Genomic DNA, 20070 nt, shown 5'->3' with positions numbered 1-20070 from the left:
GTGGTATGGTATGCTGAAATAAAAGGCTCTCAAGTTTACGCGTGTCGGGTTGAGCCTTTAAACCATCTCGGCGCTTCAGCTCATGCTTGGGCAAGCCAGGTGGGAAACGGGAGGAGCGGCACCTTTGTTAAATGGCATTCCGTCTAGTTTCCCAGCCGCAGCGGGATCCGACGGCGGCCAAAGCTGCCACAGTGCTCCGTCCAGACCCCCGCGATAGTTGTGCCACAATCGGGGCAGAGGCCTTGCGAGTTGAGCCGGTATTTTCCCAGTTGATAGCAATTTCTTTCCAATAATAGGTTGCCGCAGCCGGGACAATAGGTGCTTTCGTGGGACGGGTCGTAGATATTTCCCACATAGGCATAGTGAAGTCCATGGTTAAGGGCTATTTCTCTTGCTCTTAACAGGGTGGTGATGGGGGTTTGGGTTTTATTTCGCATCTTAAAGTCAGGATGAAAGGCGGTGAAATGGATCGGGACATCAGCGCCCAAGTGCTCAGCTATCCAGGCGCACATTTGTTGTAGCTCTTGATTGGAGTCATTCTCTCCGGGGATCAGTAAGGTGCTTAGCTCAAACCACACATGGCTTTCATGTTTAAGGTATAGCAGCGTATCCAATACATCCGTCAGGTGGCCACTGCATACTTTTCGGTAAAAGGGTTCGCGAAAGGCTTTTAAATCGATGTTTGCAGCATCCATGTGAGTAAACAATTCAGCTCTTGGTTCAGCACAAATATAACCAGCGGAAACCGCGATGGATTGCAAACCAAGGGCTTTTGCGGCCTGCGCTACATCCACGGCATATTCAAGAAAAATCACCGGATCGTTGTAGGTGAAAGCAATGCCGCTACAGCCATATTTTTGTGCCAGTTGGGCCAGAGCGTCTGGCATGGCGGAGTCGGCGAGGGTATCCATTTGGCGTGACTTACTGATATCCCAGTTTTGACAAAACTTGCAGCCCAAGTTACAGCCAGCGGTGCCAAAAGATAGTACCGCAGAGCCGGGATAAAAATGATTTAAGGGTTTCTTCTCAATCGGATCGATACAAAAGCCACTGGAGCGACCATAAGAGGTCAGCACAATTTGCTGCTGATGATTCATTCGAATGTAACAGACGCCACGTTTTCCTTGGCGTAGTTGGCAATGCCGGGGGCAAACATCGCATTGTATTCGGCCATCGTCTAATTGCTGCCAATACTGAGTGGGAAAGTACTCAGGAGGACTATATTGACTTGCCATAAGCGCTTCACCGTAACGGACTGAACTATACTTAACTTTAGTTGAAATAAGCGGAATTGAGCGATGAAAAGTCGACCCGCAGCCGTGGCTGGACAGTTTTATCCCGCTGGTGCTGAGCATATCAAACAACAGCTTAGCCCCTGGTTGTTAGCGACGCATTCAGAGTCGGCTCGGCCGAAGGCGTTGTTGGTTCCCCACGCTGGTTATCAATATTCGGGACAAATTGCCGCCGCTGCTTACCGATATTTAGTCAATCACCAACCAGCGTTTCGCCGAGTGCTTATCGCCGGCCCGAATCATCGGGTTCCACTGGCAGGGGTGGCCATTTCGTCGGCGGAACAGTTTGAAACCCCCTTGGGAAGCTTGCCAGTTGAGCAACATTGCTTATCTGCATTAACTCAGTTCGATTTTGTTCATTGCTCTGATGAAGCACATCGTCTGGAACATGCGATTGAAGTACAGCTGCCTTTTTTGCAGCTTTGTTTAGCGCAATTTGCCATTGTGCCATTGGTGGTGGGGGATGTCGCACCGGCGCAACTGGCGGCTCTGTTTGAGGTGTTTTGTTCAGATCCTCAAACCTTGCTGGTGATCAGCAGCGATTTAAGCCACTTTTTATCTTACCGAGATGCCCGTTTGAGCGATGAGGCTACTCTTAAAAATATCATCTCAGGGCAGGGCGGTTTGCAGGGGGAACAAGCCTGTGGTTACCAGGTTATTAATGGATTTTTAGCAGCGGCCAGGCAGCATCAGCTGCAAGCAAAATTAGTGGCGAAAGGCAATTCAGGGGATGTAACGAAGGATCATCAAAGGGTGGTGGGTTATGCCAGTATTGCGTTTTTCGAGCATTAAGCGCGAGCATCAACAAGCGCTACTGAAAGTTGCTCGATATGCGATTGAGCACTATCTGAGTGAGCAGCAGCGCTGGCAAGCCGAGCCTGAGCAATATCCCACAATCCTTCAGGCGCCGGCGGCAAGCTTTGTGACTTTGCACAAAAATGCGCAACTCCGAGGTTGCATTGGTACATTAGAAGCTTATCAAGCGCTGGTTCAGGATGTTGCCTTACACGCTTATCAGGCCGCTTTTGAAGATCTCAGATTTGCACCACTGACGCTACAAGAGTTGCCACTCATTCATATTAGTATCTCTATTTTAAGCCCAAGCCAAGCGCTTCCGCCTCAGTTGAATGAAGCCGCATTAATCGCGCGACTTCGCCCCAATCAGGATGGCCTTATTTTGGCGCAAGGTAACAAACGAGCGGTGTTTTTACCGCAAGTGTGGCAACAGCTGCCAAACTCCAATGACTTCATTCAGCAGTTAAAACGCAAAGGTGGATGGTCGCTCAATAGTCCAGTTGAGAAGATGCGCTGCTTCAAGTTTCAGGTTCTAGAGTTTGGTGAGTAACAGCCTGAGAACACAGCGGGTCACTTACAGGCCTCAATCACGGCTAACTGGTTATGGTATCTTGTATAGAGCCACCAGTGACTGCGCTTCATGCCTGGGTATCGGCAGACTAATTCTGCGCAATGAGTTGATTATATAATCAATCAGATTGGTATTAAGCAGGTATAGCTGAACATTTGATAACCAAACCAAGCTGACGAGTTTCAGTCATCACCCGATAGTTCAGAGGCATTCAAGGTTAATGTGAATTAGCGATTTTTAATGCAAATACATCGCGGCGGTTTGCAAACTATCAGTGACTGATTCAATAGGAATTTTCACTGTGGTTGGTTGTTATTATAAATTTCGATACGGTTACGCCCCTTGTGTTTGGCTTGATACAAAGCGTGATCCGCTAATTTCAGCAGCGAGCTGTAATCATCACAATGATCACTATCACAAATTCCCATGCTCACGGTAATATTGCGTTTACCTTTCAGCGCATCTAAGGTCATCGCCTGAATCTGCAGTAATAGCGCTTGAAAATAATCTCTTGCCTGTTGCTGGTTGCCCAAATAAAGGATAGTAAATTCTTCACCGCCCCAGCGTGCGACTTTGTTTGTGTCACCCACATAGTCGACTAAGGTGGTGGCTAATGCTTGAATCACTTTATCGCCCACCAAGTGGGAGTAGTTGTCGTTAATCGATTTAAAATGGTCGATGTCCAGCACCACCAAGCTAATGGTCTGCTGTTGCTGACTACACTGGCTAAATTGAGCGCTTAAATTGGCATCGAAGGCTCGTCGATTGGGAAGTTTGGTTAATGCATCTTCGTTCGATAAACGCTCGAATTGTGCGGATTGTTCTCGCAATGCTTTGACTTGTATTTCCACTTGTTCAGTCAAACGTTCTTCATTGCGTTTGAGTAAATAAATCCGGAAATAGACCATGCCACCAATCACCAACAGCAGTAACAAAGCCAATAAGGCCTGAATCTCTCTACGTTGCCAAAACAAGGGTTCAATTTTAAACTGATAGATGAAGTTGCTATCGTTCCATTCCCCATAAGGGTAACGAGCGCTGACCAGAAAGCGATAGCTTCCTGGCGGAAGGTTGGTGAATTCTGCCACTCGTTGAGTCCCGCGGTATGACCATTCACGGTCAAATCCTTCCAGTTTGGTTCTGAACTGCAAGCGCTTGGGCATAACGTAGCCTAAACCTGAATAAATAAAACGAACCAAGTTGGTTCCTGCAGGGGCTATCGATTGGGTATCGGGAGAGATGGATTGACTGTCAAATTGAATCGAATCTATCGTCACCGGTAGCGGGTGAGCAGAGAATATCGCTAAATCTTGCGGTTGGATACTTATTAAACCCTTAGCCGAGGCGAAGAGTAGCTGGCCTTGTTCAGTGATTGCCGCCGCAGGATTGGAACCACCATTGGCTTGGCTACTCGCCATGCCGTCTATTTCACTGTATAGCTCAAAATTAATTTGTTTTTGCTGACCGCTCGCGACTAAATGAGCCTGCTGATAGCTGATTTTCCATAGTCCTCGATTACTCGAAAGCCACAGGCTGCCCTGTTGGTCGTTCACGATTTGAAAAAACTTATCAATGGGAAGCCCTGCTGGGCGGCCAACCAGACCCATTTGTTGGGTGTGTTGCTGGTAGCGAATGATCCCGCGGTCGCTTGCTATCCATACATAACCAGGCTCAAGGTAAAAGCCGAAAGCATATTGCGCTTGCTCCAAGTTGTTAATTGGAACATTTGATACCTTATCGTCTCGAATAAATGCTAAGCCAACTCCAGTACCAACCCAAATTTTGCCAAATTCATCTTCAGCGATGGCTAGAATATAATTATCGGGTAAATTAGAATTTTGCTTGGTGAAATACTGCATTTCGCCTTGCGGTTTTACTTTGACTAAGCCATTGGGGGTGCCAATCCATAGGTTGTTATGGCTATCTTTGAGTAAGGCGCGGACTTCATTATGTGGCAGTCCTGAATCCTCATTCCAAAGCTGCTGTAGCTGATGGTTTTGCCATTGATAAACTCCATTTCTGTAGGTACCAACATAAGCTCCCCCCTGATGATTCTTAGCAAGGCTTAATATGCCTTGCCGAGAAACGGGGTCTTGCGTGGCTGCCATGGCCTGACCATCTTCGAGTAGGCTTAAGCCCTGACTGGTTCCAACTAGCACTTGCTTTGAATTAATTGGCAATACCGTTCGAACGTAATTGCCGATCAGCCCATCTTGTTCCGTGAATGATTGAAATGCCGCATTCCTAAATCGTATCAGGCCGCCATTGGTGCCAACCCAAATACTGCCTTCTTGATCTTCAAATAGCGAGATCACTCGATTATGTGGTAAGCCGCTGTTGGCATTTTTAAATTCAAGCTGATGATTTGCAATCCGTCCTACGCCTTGAGTGGAGGTTCCAAACCAAATATTACCCTCACGGTCTTCGATAATTGCGGTGGTAATTACATGATCTAAGGTGTTATTCAGTCGAGTAAATTGTTGGCCATCATAGCGCCAAGGTCCATGATTCGATGCTAACAGCAGCCGGTCTTGATGATCGAAAGCCAGAGAATAAACCCGAGTTCGATCGCCTAATAAGGGCAACTCGAGTTTATGGTAGCTTTTTGGTGTGACTCGATAGAGTCCATTATCGGTGGCCGCAAAAATGTCGCCAGAACTAGACTGGGCCAAGTGATAGGCACTAAATCCAGAGAGTATATGAACATCCGGTAAGTAGTTTCCATCTTTGCCTCGCGCTCGATAATAAACCCCCAGACCTTCAACCGCTATCCATAGATTTTTATGCTGATCCACCAGTGCATGATTCACTAAGCTGGCGGCATTGGCTTGATTTGACCATTGGTAACCTTTGCGCAGCGCCATGCTGCCTCTGGCACCCGCAAGCCAAAGGCTATTGTTGCTATCCGCGACCAGGGTGCGCGTGCCGGAATCTTTCATGCCTGTCGTTTCACCTCTACCAAATAAGGTAAAATGTAAGCCATCGTAACGAGCCACACCCTCCCAAGTGGCAAACCACAAATAGCCATCGTCGGTTTGAGTAATCGCATTAATACTGTTATGCGGCAGTCCATCAACCGAGGTCCATACATCGGTATAATAATCAGCCAACTTGAGTGCCGTAGCATGACTGGTGAAACTAAAGGTAGAGAGAATGGCAAAACAAATAAGCCAAGCTATACGAATATCTAACATAAATAAAATTATCCTTCACCAATCGATATGTTGGTGAGGACAACACGAGAGTAGACATCGGGCCACTTGGAGATGAAGGAACGAGGGATAACACAGCATGCCACAAACATTATTATTTCCATATTCATTCAAATAGATAGACTCACGAGAGCCACTCCGTGAGAGTTCATCGTCTCGAGTAAAGATTTGTGTTGAAATCATTTTGACCTAAAACAGCACATAAAGCGGCCTTACATTTTTGACTTAGCGGTCAGATATTATAAGTTCTTCATATCGGCCAATACTAAAAAATCTGAAATAATATTACGTAATAATAATGAATAAAAGCTTAATTGTCGTACTTTAAAATTTTTCAATTTCTGAATTGTTGGCCAAGATTCACCGACGAAACTTTTAACTAGTTACTTGCCCTAACAGCGATAAGAGGCCATTGGAAACGCCGTATCTTTGATAATATTTGCTGTATTTGAGCAAAATCAACGACAGCTAGTATCCTCTTATCAAATCAACTGATTCAGGAATAAGGCCGTCTTTTCTATAGGTGTGGATATTGTTCGCGACAATTTGAGAGGCGGTGTCTATATTGGTTGTGGCGGATATATGCGGTAATACCGATATTTTGGGGTGATACCAAAAAGGACTGTTTACTTCTAGAGGTTCTTGTTCAAACACGTCTAAGACGGCGTGTGATAAGTGATCGGAATCTAACATTGCTAGTAAATCTTGGTGGTTAATAATGCCACCCCTTGCGAAGTTTATCAGTTTGGCACCTTTCGGCAAAAGGTTTAAGGTTTGTTGGTTGAGTAAATGATGGGTTTGATCGGTGAGAGGGAGGAGGCAGATCAATATCTGGGTTTTTTGAAGAATAGCAGCTAAACCGTCATCTCCCGAATAGTGGGTTACATGGGCAATCTCTTTGTGACTTCGGCTCCAACTATTTACCGTAAAACCTTGATGAACAAGGGCTTTCATCGAAGCGCTTGCAAGTTTACCCGCTCCTAAGATGGATACTTGTACGGTATTCACTGAAGGGCTGGGGATTGGGCGCCAAATCCCTTGTCTTTGTTGAGCGATGTAGTCTGGAATATTGCGATATAAATACAAACTCCAAGTTAATACGGCTTCGGCCATGGTGTCGGCAAGAAACGGGTCGATGAGCCTTACCAATTGAGTTTGATATGTTTCTTTGTCGTGATTGAAGCTTCGAAAGCCGCTAACTAGTGCTTCAACACCTGCCCACAAACTTTGCACCCAGATTAAGTGAGGAAAGCGCTTTAGTTGATCGACATTTGGGTTGGCAACGATGGCTATTTCGACAAGCTGGGCTTGCTCATCGCTTAAATCTGTGGCTAATACAATGCTTTCATTGGGTAACAGCGTTTCGAATTTAAGTAGCCACTGCTTTTCTTCTTCGGCAGCGATGTTGTGAATAAAAGCGATGGTGTTCATGACAGAAATCCCTTGTCCAAATGGATAAATTTTTTAGTGCGACTGGATAAATCACCGAGTTTAACTCCAATTCTTGCCGCTTTCAGCTGATTCATGCCATTGATATAACAATAAAGCGGCAGAGTGACCGAGGTATAATAGATTTTGTTGTGTGAGGGATGTGAGCTAACGTCTGTGAATAAAAAAATGTTTGTCCGTAGGAACGATATGCAGTGTTCCTTTGGAGCTTAGGTTGTCGACACTATGACGCTTTGATCTATGGGGGGTTTTTGTTAGGTTTCTCGATTTGACTCGTCATATTGTAACGATATTTAGGCTGTCCATTGGGCTAAATGTTGTTACTTGTTGATAGTGACGTTGTCGAAAGTTTTATCTTCGCGTCTTTGAAAGGTCGCTTTGAACGGCAAAATAAAAGTGACTACTTTGTCGCTAGTTGTCTATGTACTGGGTTTTAGTTGAGCATTGCATATGTTTGCTTGATGTCGTCTTGCAGTTGCATTAGACAGGTTAGCGTTGTATTTGGGAAGTACCATTGGGGGGCTTTGACTCGGTATAGCGGCTAAGTTTTCAGCTCAAAATTGGAGTGAATTTCACTCAACAATTAAATATTTTAAAGGCATATATGCAGAGATTAACTTTTGTAGTTTGCTCATAAACAATGTGTTTGATCATCAATTTTGCTTGGGGGCATCCTAGTTTCACTGCTAGTTCTATAGGGATTTCCATATCAACTTGTTTGCACTTGAACCAAGATTGATACTGGAATGTTGAATGATGAAATGAGTTAACTATCTAAATGCATAAGAAAATTATTGACCTAAGCAATTATTTTACAAATAATTGTTGCATTAAAATTTGTAAGCTTGTAAATAATTAATTACAGGTGGATGTATTCGTGTGATATATGTGCTGCACATTCAGATTAAATGAATAGTCTGAAATGGGGTGAATAACAACGGAAGTTTAGAGTTAATACGGCATGACCCTTAATAAAAATGTGCTCACTCGCGCAGTTCTTACAACAGTATTTATCTTATTGGTCTTTATCGTTGACCCTTTAGGTATAAGAAATGCTGCGGAAAAGCATTATGAAGATCATATTCTTCGAATGTGGTCACCGTTTTATAGTCAAACGGTATCAAAAGATATCACAGTTGTTTTGTTAGATGATGAATTCTTACAACAAATTGAAACTTATCCTGTTAATTACGCCACGCTTTCACGACTTCTAAAAGTTATCAGTGCTCACCATCCACAATCTGTTTTTTTTGACATTTTACAACACCATGAACATTCTTCTCGACTCAACAAATGGCTTAAAACGCTTAACTCTCGCTCCTTTCCGGTGTTTATGGCAAGTGATACGGAATATGATACGGCAGCGGTTCTAAATGATCCAGATTCATTACGCCACAAGATTTCAGCAGTTAGTCAACTGACAGCGGTATCGTGGAGTGGTTATCAGCATTACTACCCTCTATCTGTTGATTGGCAGCAACAGCGCATGGATACTCCTGCGTTGGCTTTATACAAGTCATGGTGTCGAATTACATCTCAATGCTCCCCTGCGGAACAGTCTCAATATTTAGATCCTATGATCGTACAATGGAGTAATAAATCGGCGCTTAATCAGATTGATTACGACAACATAAAAAACTGCATTCCAGAGCATATGAGTCGGTTCAAACAGTTTATCAATATTACTTTTTTAAGTTTGACACAGGGCCTACGAAGTGATCAAGAACTGGATAAACAATTGCGGGAACGCTGTCCTCCATTCCTTACTTTGTCTGCCACTCGGTTATTTGAATCAGGGGCTGTTAAGTCTGCTCCTCTAAATGACGCTATCAAAGATCGAGTTATCATGATTGGTTATGATTTATCAGGTGGCGTTGATATTGTTCGGTCTCCAGTACATGGGACACTGCCAGGAGTGTTCTATCATGCAATGGCTTTAGATAATTTAATGACTTTAGAAGATGACTATTGGCGAGTTCCAAGTGCGACTGGATTCTTTAAGTTAAGTATTGCCGATATGCTAGAAATAGTGGTGCAAATAAGCACCTTATTTTTAGTCATTTGGTATCGGTATACTCATTTGGAGCAAAAGCAGAAGTTAGACACGCGAAAACAAATTATTTCGGGTTTGATGCCTGCCTTTATTATCTTATTCATTATTTTGAGTTCAGTACTTATTTCTCAGTTTATTCTTAAGGTTGGTGCGCCCAATTGGTACGGATTAATCCTCATTATATTTTTTGATTTACCTATTTTTTTATTTTATTTGTTCGAGAGCATGAAAAATAAATGCCAGAAATATCTAACAATACTCAATAAGTTTAGAAAGAAATTCCCCCAAATTTCAATAATAAAACGCAAGATAAAGGAGCATCTATGACAATGTCTAAAGTACTGTTGATTGGACTTATATTAAGCGCAACCTCGTTGTCCTCTTACGCGAAGAATGACCGTGTATTGATAATCGATTTTTTGCTTGATGAAGTTGAGATATGTAGCTCTGAATTTGACTGTATCGATGTAGCTAAAAGCAGTTTGCCTGATGCGACAAAACAAGCCATCCCTGTAAAAAAATATGATAAAAAGGAAGGTATGTTGATGTTTGAGGATGATGGAGAGGAAAAGTGGGTACATATCACAGAAGTCGAACTTAATATGAAAGCAATTGCTTCGGTGACTTGTACCGCAACAACCATTTCTAAAGCGAGTGATAAAGTTACTTTTGCTTCGTTTGGCTTAGGAGAAGGGTGTTAAATATGCGACTTATTTTCCTTTTAATCATTGCTACTTCTTTATTTGGGTGTGCTAGTGATAGCTTGAGCCGTTTAAATTTGAACAGCTTGAATAGTTTAACTGGTAGTACCTATGAATCTTTTGACGGTAAATATATTGACTATCAAACTCAACAAATTAGAGCTGAAACTGAAGTTGAAAAAACTGCCGAGCTGGGCTCGTTAAGTTCCAGAATGCGTTCGGCTGCAGACAAAAACTTGATCGTCAATCCATATGCAGAATTGTATCTAAATGAGATTCTTGAAAAGTTATTAGCGCAATGGGATCAACCATTAGAAAAAAAAGTGAATATCGTTATTTCTGCTGATAGAAATTACAGCGCCCTTGCGACACAAGATACAATTGTGGTGACTCAAGGGGTTTTAGCGGATGTTGAATCTGAAGACGAGTTGGCTTTTATTATTGCTCATGAGCTTTCGCATATTCTTCTAAAGCATCAGAATTCGAATGAGTACTTTGAGAAGCAAAGTGCGTTAGTGAGCAAAGCCACTAATGTTGCGATGGCCGCCGCCACTATCAAAGATTTGGACTCAAGTAAAACAGCCAATGGTTACAAGATTGTTGCTAGAAATTCTCGAGAATCTCAAGAGATGGTTGAGAAGTCATATAGAATTGGTGTATCAATAAACCGCTTGAGTCGAGATGTTATTAGCTCTTCGATGAGTCGTACTGATGAAGATGAAGCCGACTTACTCGGTATAGATTTACTTGTAAAAGCAGGCTACAGTCCAAGGGCTTATAAAGACACCATGGAACGTTTAGAGAGCAGTTTAGTATTTAATAAAACGCAGCTTGAAGAGAAGAAAAAAGATTTTAAGTCGTTTGTTTCCATGGCGACTAAAGCCAATAAGAATGTAACTGGTTTAAATTGGGAGACTGTGGGATATATGGCGGCAAATGAAGCTGCAACCAATTTGTTGCAGAAATTTGCGGATCGACATAATTCACCTGCAGAACGCAAGATAGATATTACCGCATATGTGAAACGCGAATATCGTAAAGAAAGGCGGCAGAATCTTACGACTAAAAGCTTAGATGCTGCTTTAAGAAAAGGTAAAGGGAAGCAAGTATTCGAAAATTATTGGGCGGCCTCTGAAGCGTTTCGAGCTCTTGAATACGGCGATATTAAGGCGGCTGAAAAGTTGGCCAGAAAGGCGACGACAGGCGTAACCAAGTACGATGCCTACACTCGTTTAGCATTTTATAGCGTGCGTGAGCGGCAAAATAAACAATCGAAAGCTTTACAGAACTTAGCGCTCATTAAAAATTGGGACAGCGCTTCAATTCAAACCTTTAGTTTGGCGGCTCAAGCCTATCGACAACAGGGAAAATTAGACAAGGCGGAGGAAATTCTGAATAAAGGGCGACAAATTATTGGAATTAGTGATCCATTTCTTCCGCAATATATCTCAGTCTATAAAGCGCGCGGAAGCGAACAAGAAGTACAGCATTATTTGGAGCAGTGTAAAGCTTTAGATGCGGAAAATATTGTTGCTCAGTGCTACGTTGCCGCCGATTTACAAATCCCTAAAAAATCAGACTCGAAAATAGGTTTTTTAGAATCATTAACCAAAATGATTGAAATTTAGAATTGCCACTAAAGTTTAAATGAACGCCTTTGTGATAACCGTCATTCAGGTGTTCAATATACGAGGATAATTGATAATTAATCTCTGAAACATGGCTATTTCTATATACCTGGACTCAGTTAAACATCTCCACCCACTAGCTACTCTAGTTGTGATTAGCCATTGATACCTTTTTGGTGAGAGCTATAGAAGTGCAGCAAGTCTGGTTGAAAGTTGAAGTTGGAATGTTGCAGTTAAGCTGTTTTTATGTTCTGCAATATAGGCTATCTTTTTGAATCTTTTCATGGCGTAATTATTCGAATACTTGTTTGTTTTGTGATGAGCAAGAGCTTGAGTTAAAAAATAGCGGGGCACTCGTGTGGAGTTAAATTTTATGGCGGATTATCTATCGAATGCTGTGGTGCCCATACTCCAGTCAAAGCAAGAGATTATCTGGCTAAATTCCAACAAAGTTTTGTTTCAGCAGAGCCAAGCAGAGCTCGCCTTAAACTGGAGCGATTTACTTGATGCGTCGCAGCGCTTGTCTCGTTTTGCGCCTTATCTGGCGAAGGTCTTTGCAGAAACAACGGTAACCAAAGGGATTATTGAATCCCAGTTGAAAGCCATTCCTAAGATGCAAGCAGCGCTTAAACAATGGCATGGCTTCGAGATCCCTGGGCGTTTATGGTTGAAATGTGACCACCAACTGCCGGTGGCTGGCTCAATTAAGGCGCGTGGTGGTTTTTATGAAGTATTACTGCACGCTGAAACGTTGGCGCTAGCCAATGGCTTGTTAAGGACGGGGGATAATTATCGAGTTTTTAACGACGCTCCATTTAAACAGCTATTTGCCAAACATAAAATAGTGGTGGGCTCCACTGGGAACCTCGGTTTAAGCATCGGCATGATGGGCGCGCAGCTGGGTTTTCAGGTCACCGTGCATATGTCTGCCGATGCACGCGAGTGGAAGAAAAATTTATTGAAAAGTAAAGGTGTTCAGGTTGTTGAACATCAGAGCGACTACAGTATTGCGGTGGCGCAAGGGCGTGAACAAGCGATGGCTGATGCGCAGGCCTATTTTATTGATGATGAAGATTCACGATCGCTATTTCTAGGCTACAGCGTGGCAGCATTGCGTTTGAAGGCGCAGCTTGCCGAGCAGGATATTACTGTCGACGCAGCGCATCCGCTCTTGGTTTATTTGCCCTGTGGCGTAGGCGGTGCACCTGGCGGCATTACCTTTGGGCTGAAGCAGGTTTTTGGTGATTATGTACATTGTTTTTTTGTCGAGCCGACCCATTCACCGTGCATGTTATTAGGGATGGCAACGGGTTTGCAGAATAAGATCGCGGTGCAGGATATTGGCTTAAATAACCAAACCTGTGCCGACGGTTTAGCCGTGGGCCGGCCATCGGCATTTGTTGGCTCGATGATGATGCATTTGCTTAGTGGTATTGTGACCGTATCCGATGAAAACTTATATCGTTATTTGACGATGTTTGAGGATAGCGAACATATCTCGCTGGAACCTTCTGCGACAGCGGGCATTGCCGGTTTGACTCGTTTGCTTACCGAGGGCAAAGCTTATCTTGAGGCGGAACAACTGACAGACAAACTGTCTCAGGCGACGCATATTATTTGGGCGACAGGTGGTCAGAAAGTTCCCCTTGATGAGCACAAAAACGATTATCAGCAGGGGCTTGTTTTATTAGGCGCTTAAGCAAAACACCGTGGTTCCTTTAAAGTATCGCTTGCTTCGTTGCGCATATCTCTGTTGGGAGATTCATTGTTGCAGTGTTTTACCAGCAAATACTCAGCGCTTGTCGAGAGGCTCTCTGCGCAGACTAAGTGACCTTAGCTTTCTCGCTGTCTTGCTTGAAAGCTGAATACTGGGCTGGCGTTTAGTTTAAACATCTCTGTTGCTTCCCATGATAAATTTTGAGGATGCCGTTGCAGGTAAGCAATCCTACCGCCAGCCATATTGGGATATACGTTAACCATTGCGCATGACTAATCTGCTCACCGAGATACAGTGATATCGCAACCAGTAATACAGGCTCTACGTAGCCTAATAAACCAAATAAACTCAAAGGTAACAAACGACTGGCAACAATGTAGAACATAAATGACGTTGCACTCAAAATTGCTAGCCCGATTAATAGAAGATACAGCACAACATGACTTGGAAGCGTAATGGTTGCACTGTGGCGAGTAATAATAAACCCAGCCACTGGTAACATCAGTAGTAAATCAAGCCAAAATCCACCGAGGTGATTAGTGCCTAGCTTGCGTCTCAAAATAAAATAGCAAGGAAAACCCAGGGCGACTAATGCCGCTTCCCAGGGAAATCCCCCGAATAAATAGATTTCGTGAGAGACTCCTAACAGCGCACATAGCGAAGCCAGCCACTGTAAGCAAGAAAGGCGTTCATGATAAATAAATCGGCCAACCAACAGCATGCTAAGCGGGAGTAAAAAGTATCCAATGGAAACTTCTAAAGCTTGGCCGTTTAAAGGTGCCCACATAAATAGCCATTGCTGAATACCAATTAGAAAACTGCTGAGTATGAGCCCAAAGATCAGGCTTGGTCTTTGTAATAGTGCCGTAAATATAGATTTGATTAGTGGCAAATCTTTACTCATCAACATGAATAACGAAACAAAGGGGAGGGTAAGCGCCATTCTCCAGCCAAACACCTCTACGCCATTAAGCGGCGTGAGCAGTGTCGAATAGTAATAAATAGCGGCAAACAAGCACGACGAAGCGATGGACAGTAAAATGCCATGAAACATAGTTAGATCCTCAATATTTTAAATAAGCAGGACGGCGTTTGAAACGCTTATAGCAGCCCCGAGCTTGCCTTGGCGCTAATCCATTGTTTGAAGACTTGGACTGATGCTGGAGTATACTTAGCTGAGGTTCTGACAAAATAAACGCCGCCTTCGCCATCCAATATCCAATCTTTAAGAATATGGATGAGTTGGCCTTCAGCAATCGCTTGTTGGAACAACCATTCTCCGGCGCAGAGTATCCCGAGATCAGATTTGGCTGCTGCCAGAAGGGTGTCGTTATCGTTAGATATTAAATTTCCAGAAACCACTATTTTTTCTGATTGTTTACCCTGAAACAGTCGCCATTCGGGATAACTTTTAAAGCCACTAAATTGCAGACAGTTGTGCTGAGTCAGCTCTCGCGGATGCTGTGGCTCTCCAAATTGCTGGAGGTAGCCTGGACTGGCGCAGAGAATGCGACGGTGGGGTGCGAGTTTATTGGCGACCAGTCGGCTGTCCTTAAGTTCGCCAACCCGGATAGCAGCATCATAACCCTCGCTTATAATATCGACAAAACGATTGCTGTAATCTGCCGTGAGGCTGATCTTCGGGTACATCTTGATAAATTCAGGCAATAGTGGCGCGATACAACGTCGCCCCATTTCTGCGGGGAGTGCTAAGCGTAATCGGCCTGCAACCTCAGCGGCACCGCACAGCGCTCTTTGTTCGGCGGTGTTAATGATATCAAGCGCAGATTTGAGTTGTTCAACCAGTTCTAATGCAGCTTGGCTTAACCGTAGCTGGCGAGTTGAGCGTTCCACCAGGCGGATCCCTAAACGAGTCTCCATGGCTGCAATTCGTTTGGAAATAATGCTGGGATGACGTCGTAAGGCTTTTCCTGCCTGGGCAAATGAATGATGGTGAGCCAGGCTAATCAGTGCCGCTATTTCATCTGCATGTTGTGACGTGAATGAAGTCGATGTCCCAATTTTTGTTGTCACCATCGGTCTTATCTCCAAATCATCTGTTTAAGCAAGGAATAACAGTATTGCACTGCAAATAATGCATGACAATACCGGTTATTTGCAGTTCATTGCTGCAAATAATGCAAGCATGCTTCGACGAATAATGCCCTGCGTTGATGCCGATACCTCGGCCTAAGGCTTTATCTTGATGTTTGTGGGGGCTCATTGCGTAGCCAAATGATTCGTTTGTTCATCATCACATTGTCTCTTCCTTCGCTGTTTTGTCGGTTTTACTACAATCTAAAACACTTATTTATCAATGTTTTAACTTTGGTTTGTAAGTTGCATTGTGCTTGATGTGAGATGTTTTAGTCACTCTGAGTATCGTCTGACAGAAGTAAAACCAATGTAATGAGAGGTCGCCATGAAGCGTAGTGATATAGCTGAATTATTAGACGAGCCCGCTTGTGAACATAATAGCGGTGAGAAAAGTGGCTGTGCTCGACCTACCCCAGGCGCCACTGCGGGTGGTTGTAGTTTTGATGGAGCACAAATTAGTTTGCTGCCCATCGCCGATGTCGCCCATATTGTGCACGGTCCCATCGCGTGTGCCGGAAATAGTTGGAATAATCGCGGTACCCGCGCCTCGGGTCGTAACTTGTTTCGTTTGGGCTTTACCACCGATCTGAATGAACAAGACGTGATCATGGGGCGGGCCGAAAAGCGGCTATTGCACGCGATTAAAACCGTGGTGGAAAAACATCAGCCTCCCGCAGTGTTTGTATATGTGACTTGTGTGCCAGCCTTGGAAGGTAACGATGTGGGCGCAATTTGCAGTTTGGCGCAACAACGCTGGCAGATCCCGGTGGTGGCGGTGGATGCTGCAGGTTTTTATGGCAGTAAAAACTTAGGCAATCGGATTGCCGGCGAGGTGATGGTGAAACAGGTCGTTGGCAGCGCCGAGCCGCCAGCCAAACCGATGATGCAGCACGACCCGAGTCGTCTAGTGAATGACATTGTGCTGATTGGCGAATACAACATTGCTGGTGAATTTTGGCATGTATCCCCTTTGTTAGAGCGTTTGGGTTATCGCGTGCTTAGCTGTATGTCGGGAGATACGCGTTACCACGAAATACAAACCATGCACCGTGCCGACGCCGCGATGGTGGTGTGTTCGCGGGCGCAAATTAATGTCGCCCGCTTGTTGCAAGAGCAGTGGAATATCCCATGGTTTGAGGGAAGCTTTTATGGGATAGAAGATACCTCGGCGGCGCTGCGTCAATTTGCCCAACTCATTAATGAACCTCGCTTACTGGCGGAAACGGAAGCTTTAATTGCCGAGCAAGAATCGAGGATCCGCCAACAACTGGCCCCTTATCAGCAACGCTTAAAGGGCAAGAAGGCGCTGCTGTATACCGGCGGGGTAAAATCGTGGTCGATTGTTTCGGCGCTGCAAGAGCTTGGCGTTGAGGTGGTGGCGACTGGGACTAAAAAATCCACAGCCGAAGATAAGGCGCGAATTGTCGACATTATGGGGGAGCAAGCCTTAATGCTTGACGAGGGCGGCGCGCGTAAGCTGCTCGATGTGGCACAGCAACAGCAAGCCGATTTGATGATTGCTGGTGGCCGTAACATGTATACCGCGTTAAAGGCGCGACTTCCGTTTTTAGATATCAACCAAGAACGCGAACATGCCTATGCCGGTTATCAAGGGATGTTGACCTTTGCCAAAGAGCTTTGCCGTACCCTGGAGAGCCCGATATGGCAGTTAGTCAATGATGCACCACCTTGGGCAAATCAATCCCATCACGATTGCCAGTAGGAGAGCTAATATGAGCAGAGTGATCGAACAAAATCGAAGTCCTTTAGTGGAGCAGCCACTGAAAACCAGTGCTGCAACGGGGGCGACTTTGGCCTGTATGGGGCTGGCCGACAGTATTCCCTTGATGCATGGTTCGCAGGGCTGCGGTGCCTTTGCCAAAGTATATTTAATTCAACATTTTAGAGAGCCTATTCCGCTACAAAATACCGCCATTGACCATATCGCAGCGGTGATGGGTGGGGATGATAATCTGGCACAAGCACTGTTGTTGTTATGCGAACAACATCAACCACGCTTGCTGATGATTATGACCACTGGGCTAACCGAGATGCAGGGCTGCGATGTGACACGGGTGATCCGGGAATTTCGAGCCACATATCCTCAATATCAGCATATTTACATTGTGCCCGTGAGTACCCCCGACTTTGTCGGTTCGATGCAGAGCGGTTTTGCCGCAGCGCTTGAGTCCTGCGTCGAGCAGGTACTGGCTGCGGCGAGCAACAAGTCCGAGTTACCAGTAACGCAAAGTAAGCAATTGAATGTATTTTGTTCGGTGGCACTAACTAGCGCCGATCTGGAACTGCTAGAGCGTTATTGCCATGCCTTTGGTTTTGAGCCGATCATTTTACCCAATATCGCGCATTCCCTCGATGGTCATTTAGCAGCGGACGATTTTTCGGTGACCTCCACCGGCGGCACCACTATTGAGCAACTAACTCGGATGCAGTCCAGTGTTGCCAGCCTTGTGTTTGGCACATCGATGAACGCTGCCGCAGGCTTATTAGAGAAGCAATGTCAGATCCCCAGTTACCCTTTAGGCATGGCGATGGGTTTGGCGGCGACCGACCAACTGGTGCTGATTTTATCACAGCTTTCTAAGCAAGCCGTTCCCGGCTGGATCGTTCGCCAGCGTCAACGACTGCAAGATGCAATGCTCGATACTCACTTTTTGTTATCGGCCAGCCCGATGGCGTTGGCGTTGGAGCCAGATGCGGCCGAGGGTTACGCTAATTTATTGTCTGAAGTGGGCGCGGAACTAAAACTGGTGGTTACCACGATGAATAGCCCTGCTCTGAAACAACTCAAGGCTGAGCGTATTGTGGTTGGCGACTTATCTGATCTTGAACCCGATTTAGCCGTGCTTGAGATGGTGGTGGGCAATACCCATTGTGCCAATTTATGTGAGCCTCAGGTGCCGGTATTGCGCGCTGGCTATCCCTGTCATGATCAATTTGGCAATAGTGATGTATTGCAGCTGGGTTACGAAGGGGCAAGAGCAAGGTTGTTTGCGATGGCGAACTTATTCAAAAGTCACCATCAAGATGAAGTACCGGTCCATGTGAGTGCTTACCGTTTTGGCCCAGAGCAAACACAGACCAAATCACAGTGAGGCCGATATGCCACAAATACAACGCAAACTGCGGGTGATCGAAGATGCTCAGCAGCGTGAACACTGCTTTAAGGTCGCCTTCGCCAGCGACAGTAAACAGCACTTAGACCAGCATTTTGGCAGCGCTCATACCTTCTTGGTGTATGGCTTTGGTGAACAACATATTCAACTGATCGAGGCTTTGCAGTTTGAACCAAGCCTGCCGGGGCACGACAGTAAACGGCTGCAACAACGAGTCAACGCCTTAAAGGGCTGTGCTGCAGTGTTTAGTACTGCCTGTGGGAGAGGGGCGATGCAGCAACTGAAGCAGGCCGGGATCTTGGGGATTATGGCGGATGCCGGCGAGCCCCTGAGTGCTCTGCTGGAAGAAATGCATCAACAGTTTGTTGAGCATCCACTACCGTGGATGCGTGCCACGGATGACTGCGCAGAGCAACAGCAGCAACGTCTCAACGAGCTACTCGATGAACCCTGGTAAGCCAACATTTGTGTTTTAAGTTAACAAAGGAAATAGCAATGAGTGAAAGTAAACATATGGGACTCACCCGCGAGGGAACGCCTTGGGAGCCACAGTTTGTGACCGATCTTGATCAAGCCGTCTGTATTGGTTGTGGTCGTTGTTACAAAGTATGTCCTCGGGATGTGTTTGACTTAGTGGAGCGGGAAATCGATGAAGACGATGACGCCTACGATGATTATGACGATGATGTGGTGATGGTGATGGCATTGGATAATCAAGGTGACTGCATTGGCTGTGGATCCTGTGCCAAGGTTTGTCCCAAAAACTGTCATACGCATACCTCGGCGAGTAGTTTGGCTTAAGTAATAGGAGCGAGCAATGGCGCAGTTGAAGATGCAAGTGGTGAGTATTCATCAGAATTCTGTACAGTTGCAGGGGCAACGCCAAAGTGCCTGCAGCGCCTGCGCCAAGCAACAAACTTGTGTTAGCTTCGAATCTGATTCAGGCGTGATGCATCGTGCAGAATTTAAGCTGACCGAACCTTTAGAAGTTGGCCAACAAGTGGCGGTGAATTGTGACGATGGTTTTTTATTGAAGGCGATTATCGTGCTGTTCATCCCCCCTTTAATCGGGATGTTATTGTTAGCCATTACTGTGCAACTGTACTTAAGTGATGCTACCAGCGCTCTGCAAAACATTGGCTCAGGGCTCGCCAGCCTATTGGGGTTTGGCCTGGGCCTGTTGATTAGTCGTTTCTTAGCACACAATGTGGTTTCACAGTTACGTCAACGCTTATCCATTTATCCTACCCATAGCACCTCAGTTAAAGCCGACAATTCGATGTCGCAAAACTAACATTAGTGACTTAATGTGATGTAGCTCACAGGATGCGAAGTTGCTCACCCAATACTAAATCCATTAAAAACAATATGTTAGTAATCATGTTCGTTTGGGTATCTTGCTTGCAACAACCTCTGTAGGC

General features: G+C 45.1%; 16 protein-coding genes. 11 read left to right on the top strand and 5 right to left on the bottom strand.

Features of this window, described 5'->3' with window-relative positions; all coding sequences use genetic code 11:
- Positions 1-143 precede the first annotated feature (143 nt).
- Complete coding sequence (gene amrS, locus ACRRSX_RS12400) at positions 144-1235, bottom strand: AmmeMemoRadiSam system radical SAM enzyme (RefSeq protein ID WP_432452884.1); 1092 nt, start codon at positions 1233-1235, stop codon at positions 144-146.
- Positions 1236-1298: 63 nt separating this feature from the next.
- On the opposite strand from amrS, the gene amrB reads away from it, so the two are divergent.
- Positions 1299-2084, top strand: coding sequence for an AmmeMemoRadiSam system protein B (amrB, locus tag ACRRSX_RS12395; protein WP_432452885.1), 786 nt, complete (start codon positions 1299-1301; stop codon positions 2082-2084).
- Positions 2056-2637 (top strand): AmmeMemoRadiSam system protein A, encoded by a 582-nt coding sequence (amrA, locus tag ACRRSX_RS12390; protein ID WP_432452886.1) that lies wholly within the window; start codon positions 2056-2058, stop codon positions 2635-2637. The genes amrB and amrA overlap by 29 nt, the downstream gene beginning before the upstream one ends.
- Positions 2638-2954: 317 nt before the next feature.
- Here amrA and ACRRSX_RS12385 read toward each other — a convergent pair whose 3' ends face one another.
- Together ACRRSX_RS12385 and ACRRSX_RS12380 are read right to left on the bottom strand one after the other, a co-directional pair.
- Entirely contained in the window at positions 2955-5852 is a 2898-nt protein-coding gene (locus ACRRSX_RS12385) for a two-component regulator propeller domain-containing protein (protein ID WP_432452887.1), read from the bottom strand.
- 486 nt (positions 5853-6338) lie between these two features.
- A complete protein-coding gene (locus tag ACRRSX_RS12380) occupies positions 6339-7301 on the bottom strand; it encodes a 2-hydroxyacid dehydrogenase (protein ID WP_432452888.1) in 963 nt (320 codons plus the stop codon).
- A 979-nt stretch (positions 7302-8280) separates the two neighbouring features.
- On the opposite strand from ACRRSX_RS12380, the gene ACRRSX_RS12375 reads away from it, so the two are divergent.
- The 4 genes from ACRRSX_RS12375 to ACRRSX_RS12360 all read left to right on the top strand — a co-directional run bounded on the left by ACRRSX_RS12375 (position 8281) and on the right by ACRRSX_RS12360 (position 13400).
- Complete coding sequence (locus ACRRSX_RS12375) at positions 8281-9699, top strand: CHASE2 domain-containing protein (RefSeq protein WP_432452889.1); 1419 nt, start codon at positions 8281-8283, stop codon at positions 9697-9699.
- 2 nt (positions 9700-9701) lie between these two features.
- A complete protein-coding gene (locus tag ACRRSX_RS12370; protein ID WP_432452890.1) occupies positions 9702-10073 on the top strand; it encodes a hypothetical protein in 372 nt (123 codons plus the stop codon).
- A gap of 2 nt (positions 10074-10075) precedes the next feature.
- Positions 10076-11701: a M48 family metalloprotease gene (locus ACRRSX_RS12365; protein ID WP_432452891.1), complete on the top strand. Its 1626-nt coding sequence runs from the start codon at positions 10076-10078 to the stop codon at positions 11699-11701.
- Between the two features lie 373 nt (positions 11702-12074).
- On the top strand, positions 12075-13400 hold the full coding sequence (locus tag ACRRSX_RS12360; RefSeq protein WP_432452893.1) for a D-serine ammonia-lyase: 1326 nt from the start codon (positions 12075-12077) through the stop codon (positions 13398-13400).
- 181 nt (positions 13401-13581) lie between these two features.
- On the opposite strand, the gene rarD is transcribed toward ACRRSX_RS12360, so the two are convergent.
- Together rarD and ACRRSX_RS12350 are read right to left on the bottom strand one after the other, a co-directional pair.
- Positions 13582-14472 carry an EamA family transporter RarD gene (rarD, locus tag ACRRSX_RS12355; protein WP_432452894.1) on the bottom strand — a complete coding sequence of 297 codons (891 nt, stop codon included), beginning with the start codon at positions 14470-14472 and terminating at the stop codon, positions 13582-13584.
- A 47-nt stretch (positions 14473-14519) separates the two neighbouring features.
- Entirely contained in the window at positions 14520-15455 is a 936-nt protein-coding gene (locus ACRRSX_RS12350; RefSeq protein ID WP_432452895.1) for a LysR family transcriptional regulator, read from the bottom strand.
- Between the two features lie 385 nt (positions 15456-15840).
- Between ACRRSX_RS12350 and nifE the strand changes: the two genes are divergently transcribed.
- The 5 genes from nifE to ACRRSX_RS12325 are packed head-to-tail and all read left to right on the top strand — an operon-like array spanning position 15841 to position 19943.
- The gene (gene nifE, locus ACRRSX_RS12345; protein ID WP_432452896.1) at positions 15841-17238 is read left to right on the top strand and encodes a nitrogenase iron-molybdenum cofactor biosynthesis protein NifE; all 1398 of its coding nucleotides are present in this window, start codon (positions 15841-15843) and stop codon (positions 17236-17238) included.
- 10 nt (positions 17239-17248) lie between these two features.
- Positions 17249-18628 carry a nitrogenase iron-molybdenum cofactor biosynthesis protein NifN gene (gene nifN, locus ACRRSX_RS12340; protein WP_432452897.1) on the top strand — a complete coding sequence of 460 codons (1380 nt, stop codon included), beginning with the start codon at positions 17249-17251 and terminating at the stop codon, positions 18626-18628.
- Between the two features lie 7 nt (positions 18629-18635).
- Entirely contained in the window at positions 18636-19106 is a 471-nt protein-coding gene (locus ACRRSX_RS12335) for a NifB/NifX family molybdenum-iron cluster-binding protein (RefSeq protein ID WP_432452898.1), read from the top strand.
- 38 nt (positions 19107-19144) lie between these two features.
- Positions 19145-19450 (top strand): ferredoxin III, nif-specific, encoded by a 306-nt coding sequence (gene fdxB / locus ACRRSX_RS12330; RefSeq protein WP_432452899.1) that lies wholly within the window; start codon positions 19145-19147, stop codon positions 19448-19450.
- A gap of 16 nt (positions 19451-19466) precedes the next feature.
- Positions 19467-19943 (top strand): SoxR reducing system RseC family protein, encoded by a 477-nt coding sequence (locus ACRRSX_RS12325; RefSeq protein WP_432452900.1) that lies wholly within the window; start codon positions 19467-19469, stop codon positions 19941-19943.
- Positions 19944-20070 lie beyond the last annotated feature (127 nt).

Origin of the sequence: Agarivorans sp. QJM3NY_30 (assembly GCF_050870855.2) — a bacterium.
GTDB lineage: Bacteria > Pseudomonadota > Gammaproteobacteria > Enterobacterales > Celerinatantimonadaceae > Agarivorans.
Note: the sequence above shows the minus strand (reverse complement) of the source record. Positions and strands in the feature narration are given on the sequence as shown.

Excerpts from the sequence above, each read along its gene's own strand:
- nifE (WP_432452896.1), top strand. The coding sequence starts at position 15,841 with ATGAAGCGTAGTGATATAGCTGAATTATTAGACGAGCCCGCTTGTGAA.
- ACRRSX_RS12335 (WP_432452898.1), top strand. The coding sequence starts at position 18,636 with ATGCCACAAATACAACGCAAACTGCGGGTGATCGAAGATGCTCAGCAG.
- rarD (WP_432452894.1), bottom strand. The coding sequence starts at position 14,472 with ATGTTTCATGGCATTTTACTGTCCATCGCTTCGTCGTGCTTGTTTGCC.
- ACRRSX_RS12380 (WP_432452888.1), bottom strand. The coding sequence starts at position 7,301 with ATGAACACCATCGCTTTTATTCACAACATCGCTGCCGAAGAAGAAAAG.
- fdxB (WP_432452899.1), top strand. The coding sequence starts at position 19,145 with ATGAGTGAAAGTAAACATATGGGACTCACCCGCGAGGGAACGCCTTGG.
- ACRRSX_RS12325 (WP_432452900.1), top strand. The coding sequence starts at position 19,467 with ATGGCGCAGTTGAAGATGCAAGTGGTGAGTATTCATCAGAATTCTGTA.
- ACRRSX_RS12375 (WP_432452889.1), top strand. The coding sequence starts at position 8,281 with ATGACCCTTAATAAAAATGTGCTCACTCGCGCAGTTCTTACAACAGTA.
- amrA (WP_432452886.1), top strand. The coding sequence starts at position 2,056 with ATGCCAGTATTGCGTTTTTCGAGCATTAAGCGCGAGCATCAACAAGCG.
- amrB (WP_432452885.1), top strand. The coding sequence starts at position 1,299 with ATGAAAAGTCGACCCGCAGCCGTGGCTGGACAGTTTTATCCCGCTGGT.
- ACRRSX_RS12365 (WP_432452891.1), top strand. The coding sequence starts at position 10,076 with ATGCGACTTATTTTCCTTTTAATCATTGCTACTTCTTTATTTGGGTGT.
- amrS (WP_432452884.1), bottom strand. The coding sequence starts at position 1,235 with ATGGCAAGTCAATATAGTCCTCCTGAGTACTTTCCCACTCAGTATTGG.
- ACRRSX_RS12385 (WP_432452887.1), bottom strand. The coding sequence starts at position 5,852 with ATGTTAGATATTCGTATAGCTTGGCTTATTTGTTTTGCCATTCTCTCT.
- ACRRSX_RS12350 (WP_432452895.1), bottom strand. The coding sequence starts at position 15,455 with ATGGTGACAACAAAAATTGGGACATCGACTTCATTCACGTCACAACAT.
- nifN (WP_432452897.1), top strand. The coding sequence starts at position 17,249 with ATGAGCAGAGTGATCGAACAAAATCGAAGTCCTTTAGTGGAGCAGCCA.
- ACRRSX_RS12370 (WP_432452890.1), top strand. The coding sequence starts at position 9,702 with ATGTCTAAAGTACTGTTGATTGGACTTATATTAAGCGCAACCTCGTTG.
- ACRRSX_RS12360 (WP_432452893.1), top strand. The coding sequence starts at position 12,075 with ATGGCGGATTATCTATCGAATGCTGTGGTGCCCATACTCCAGTCAAAG.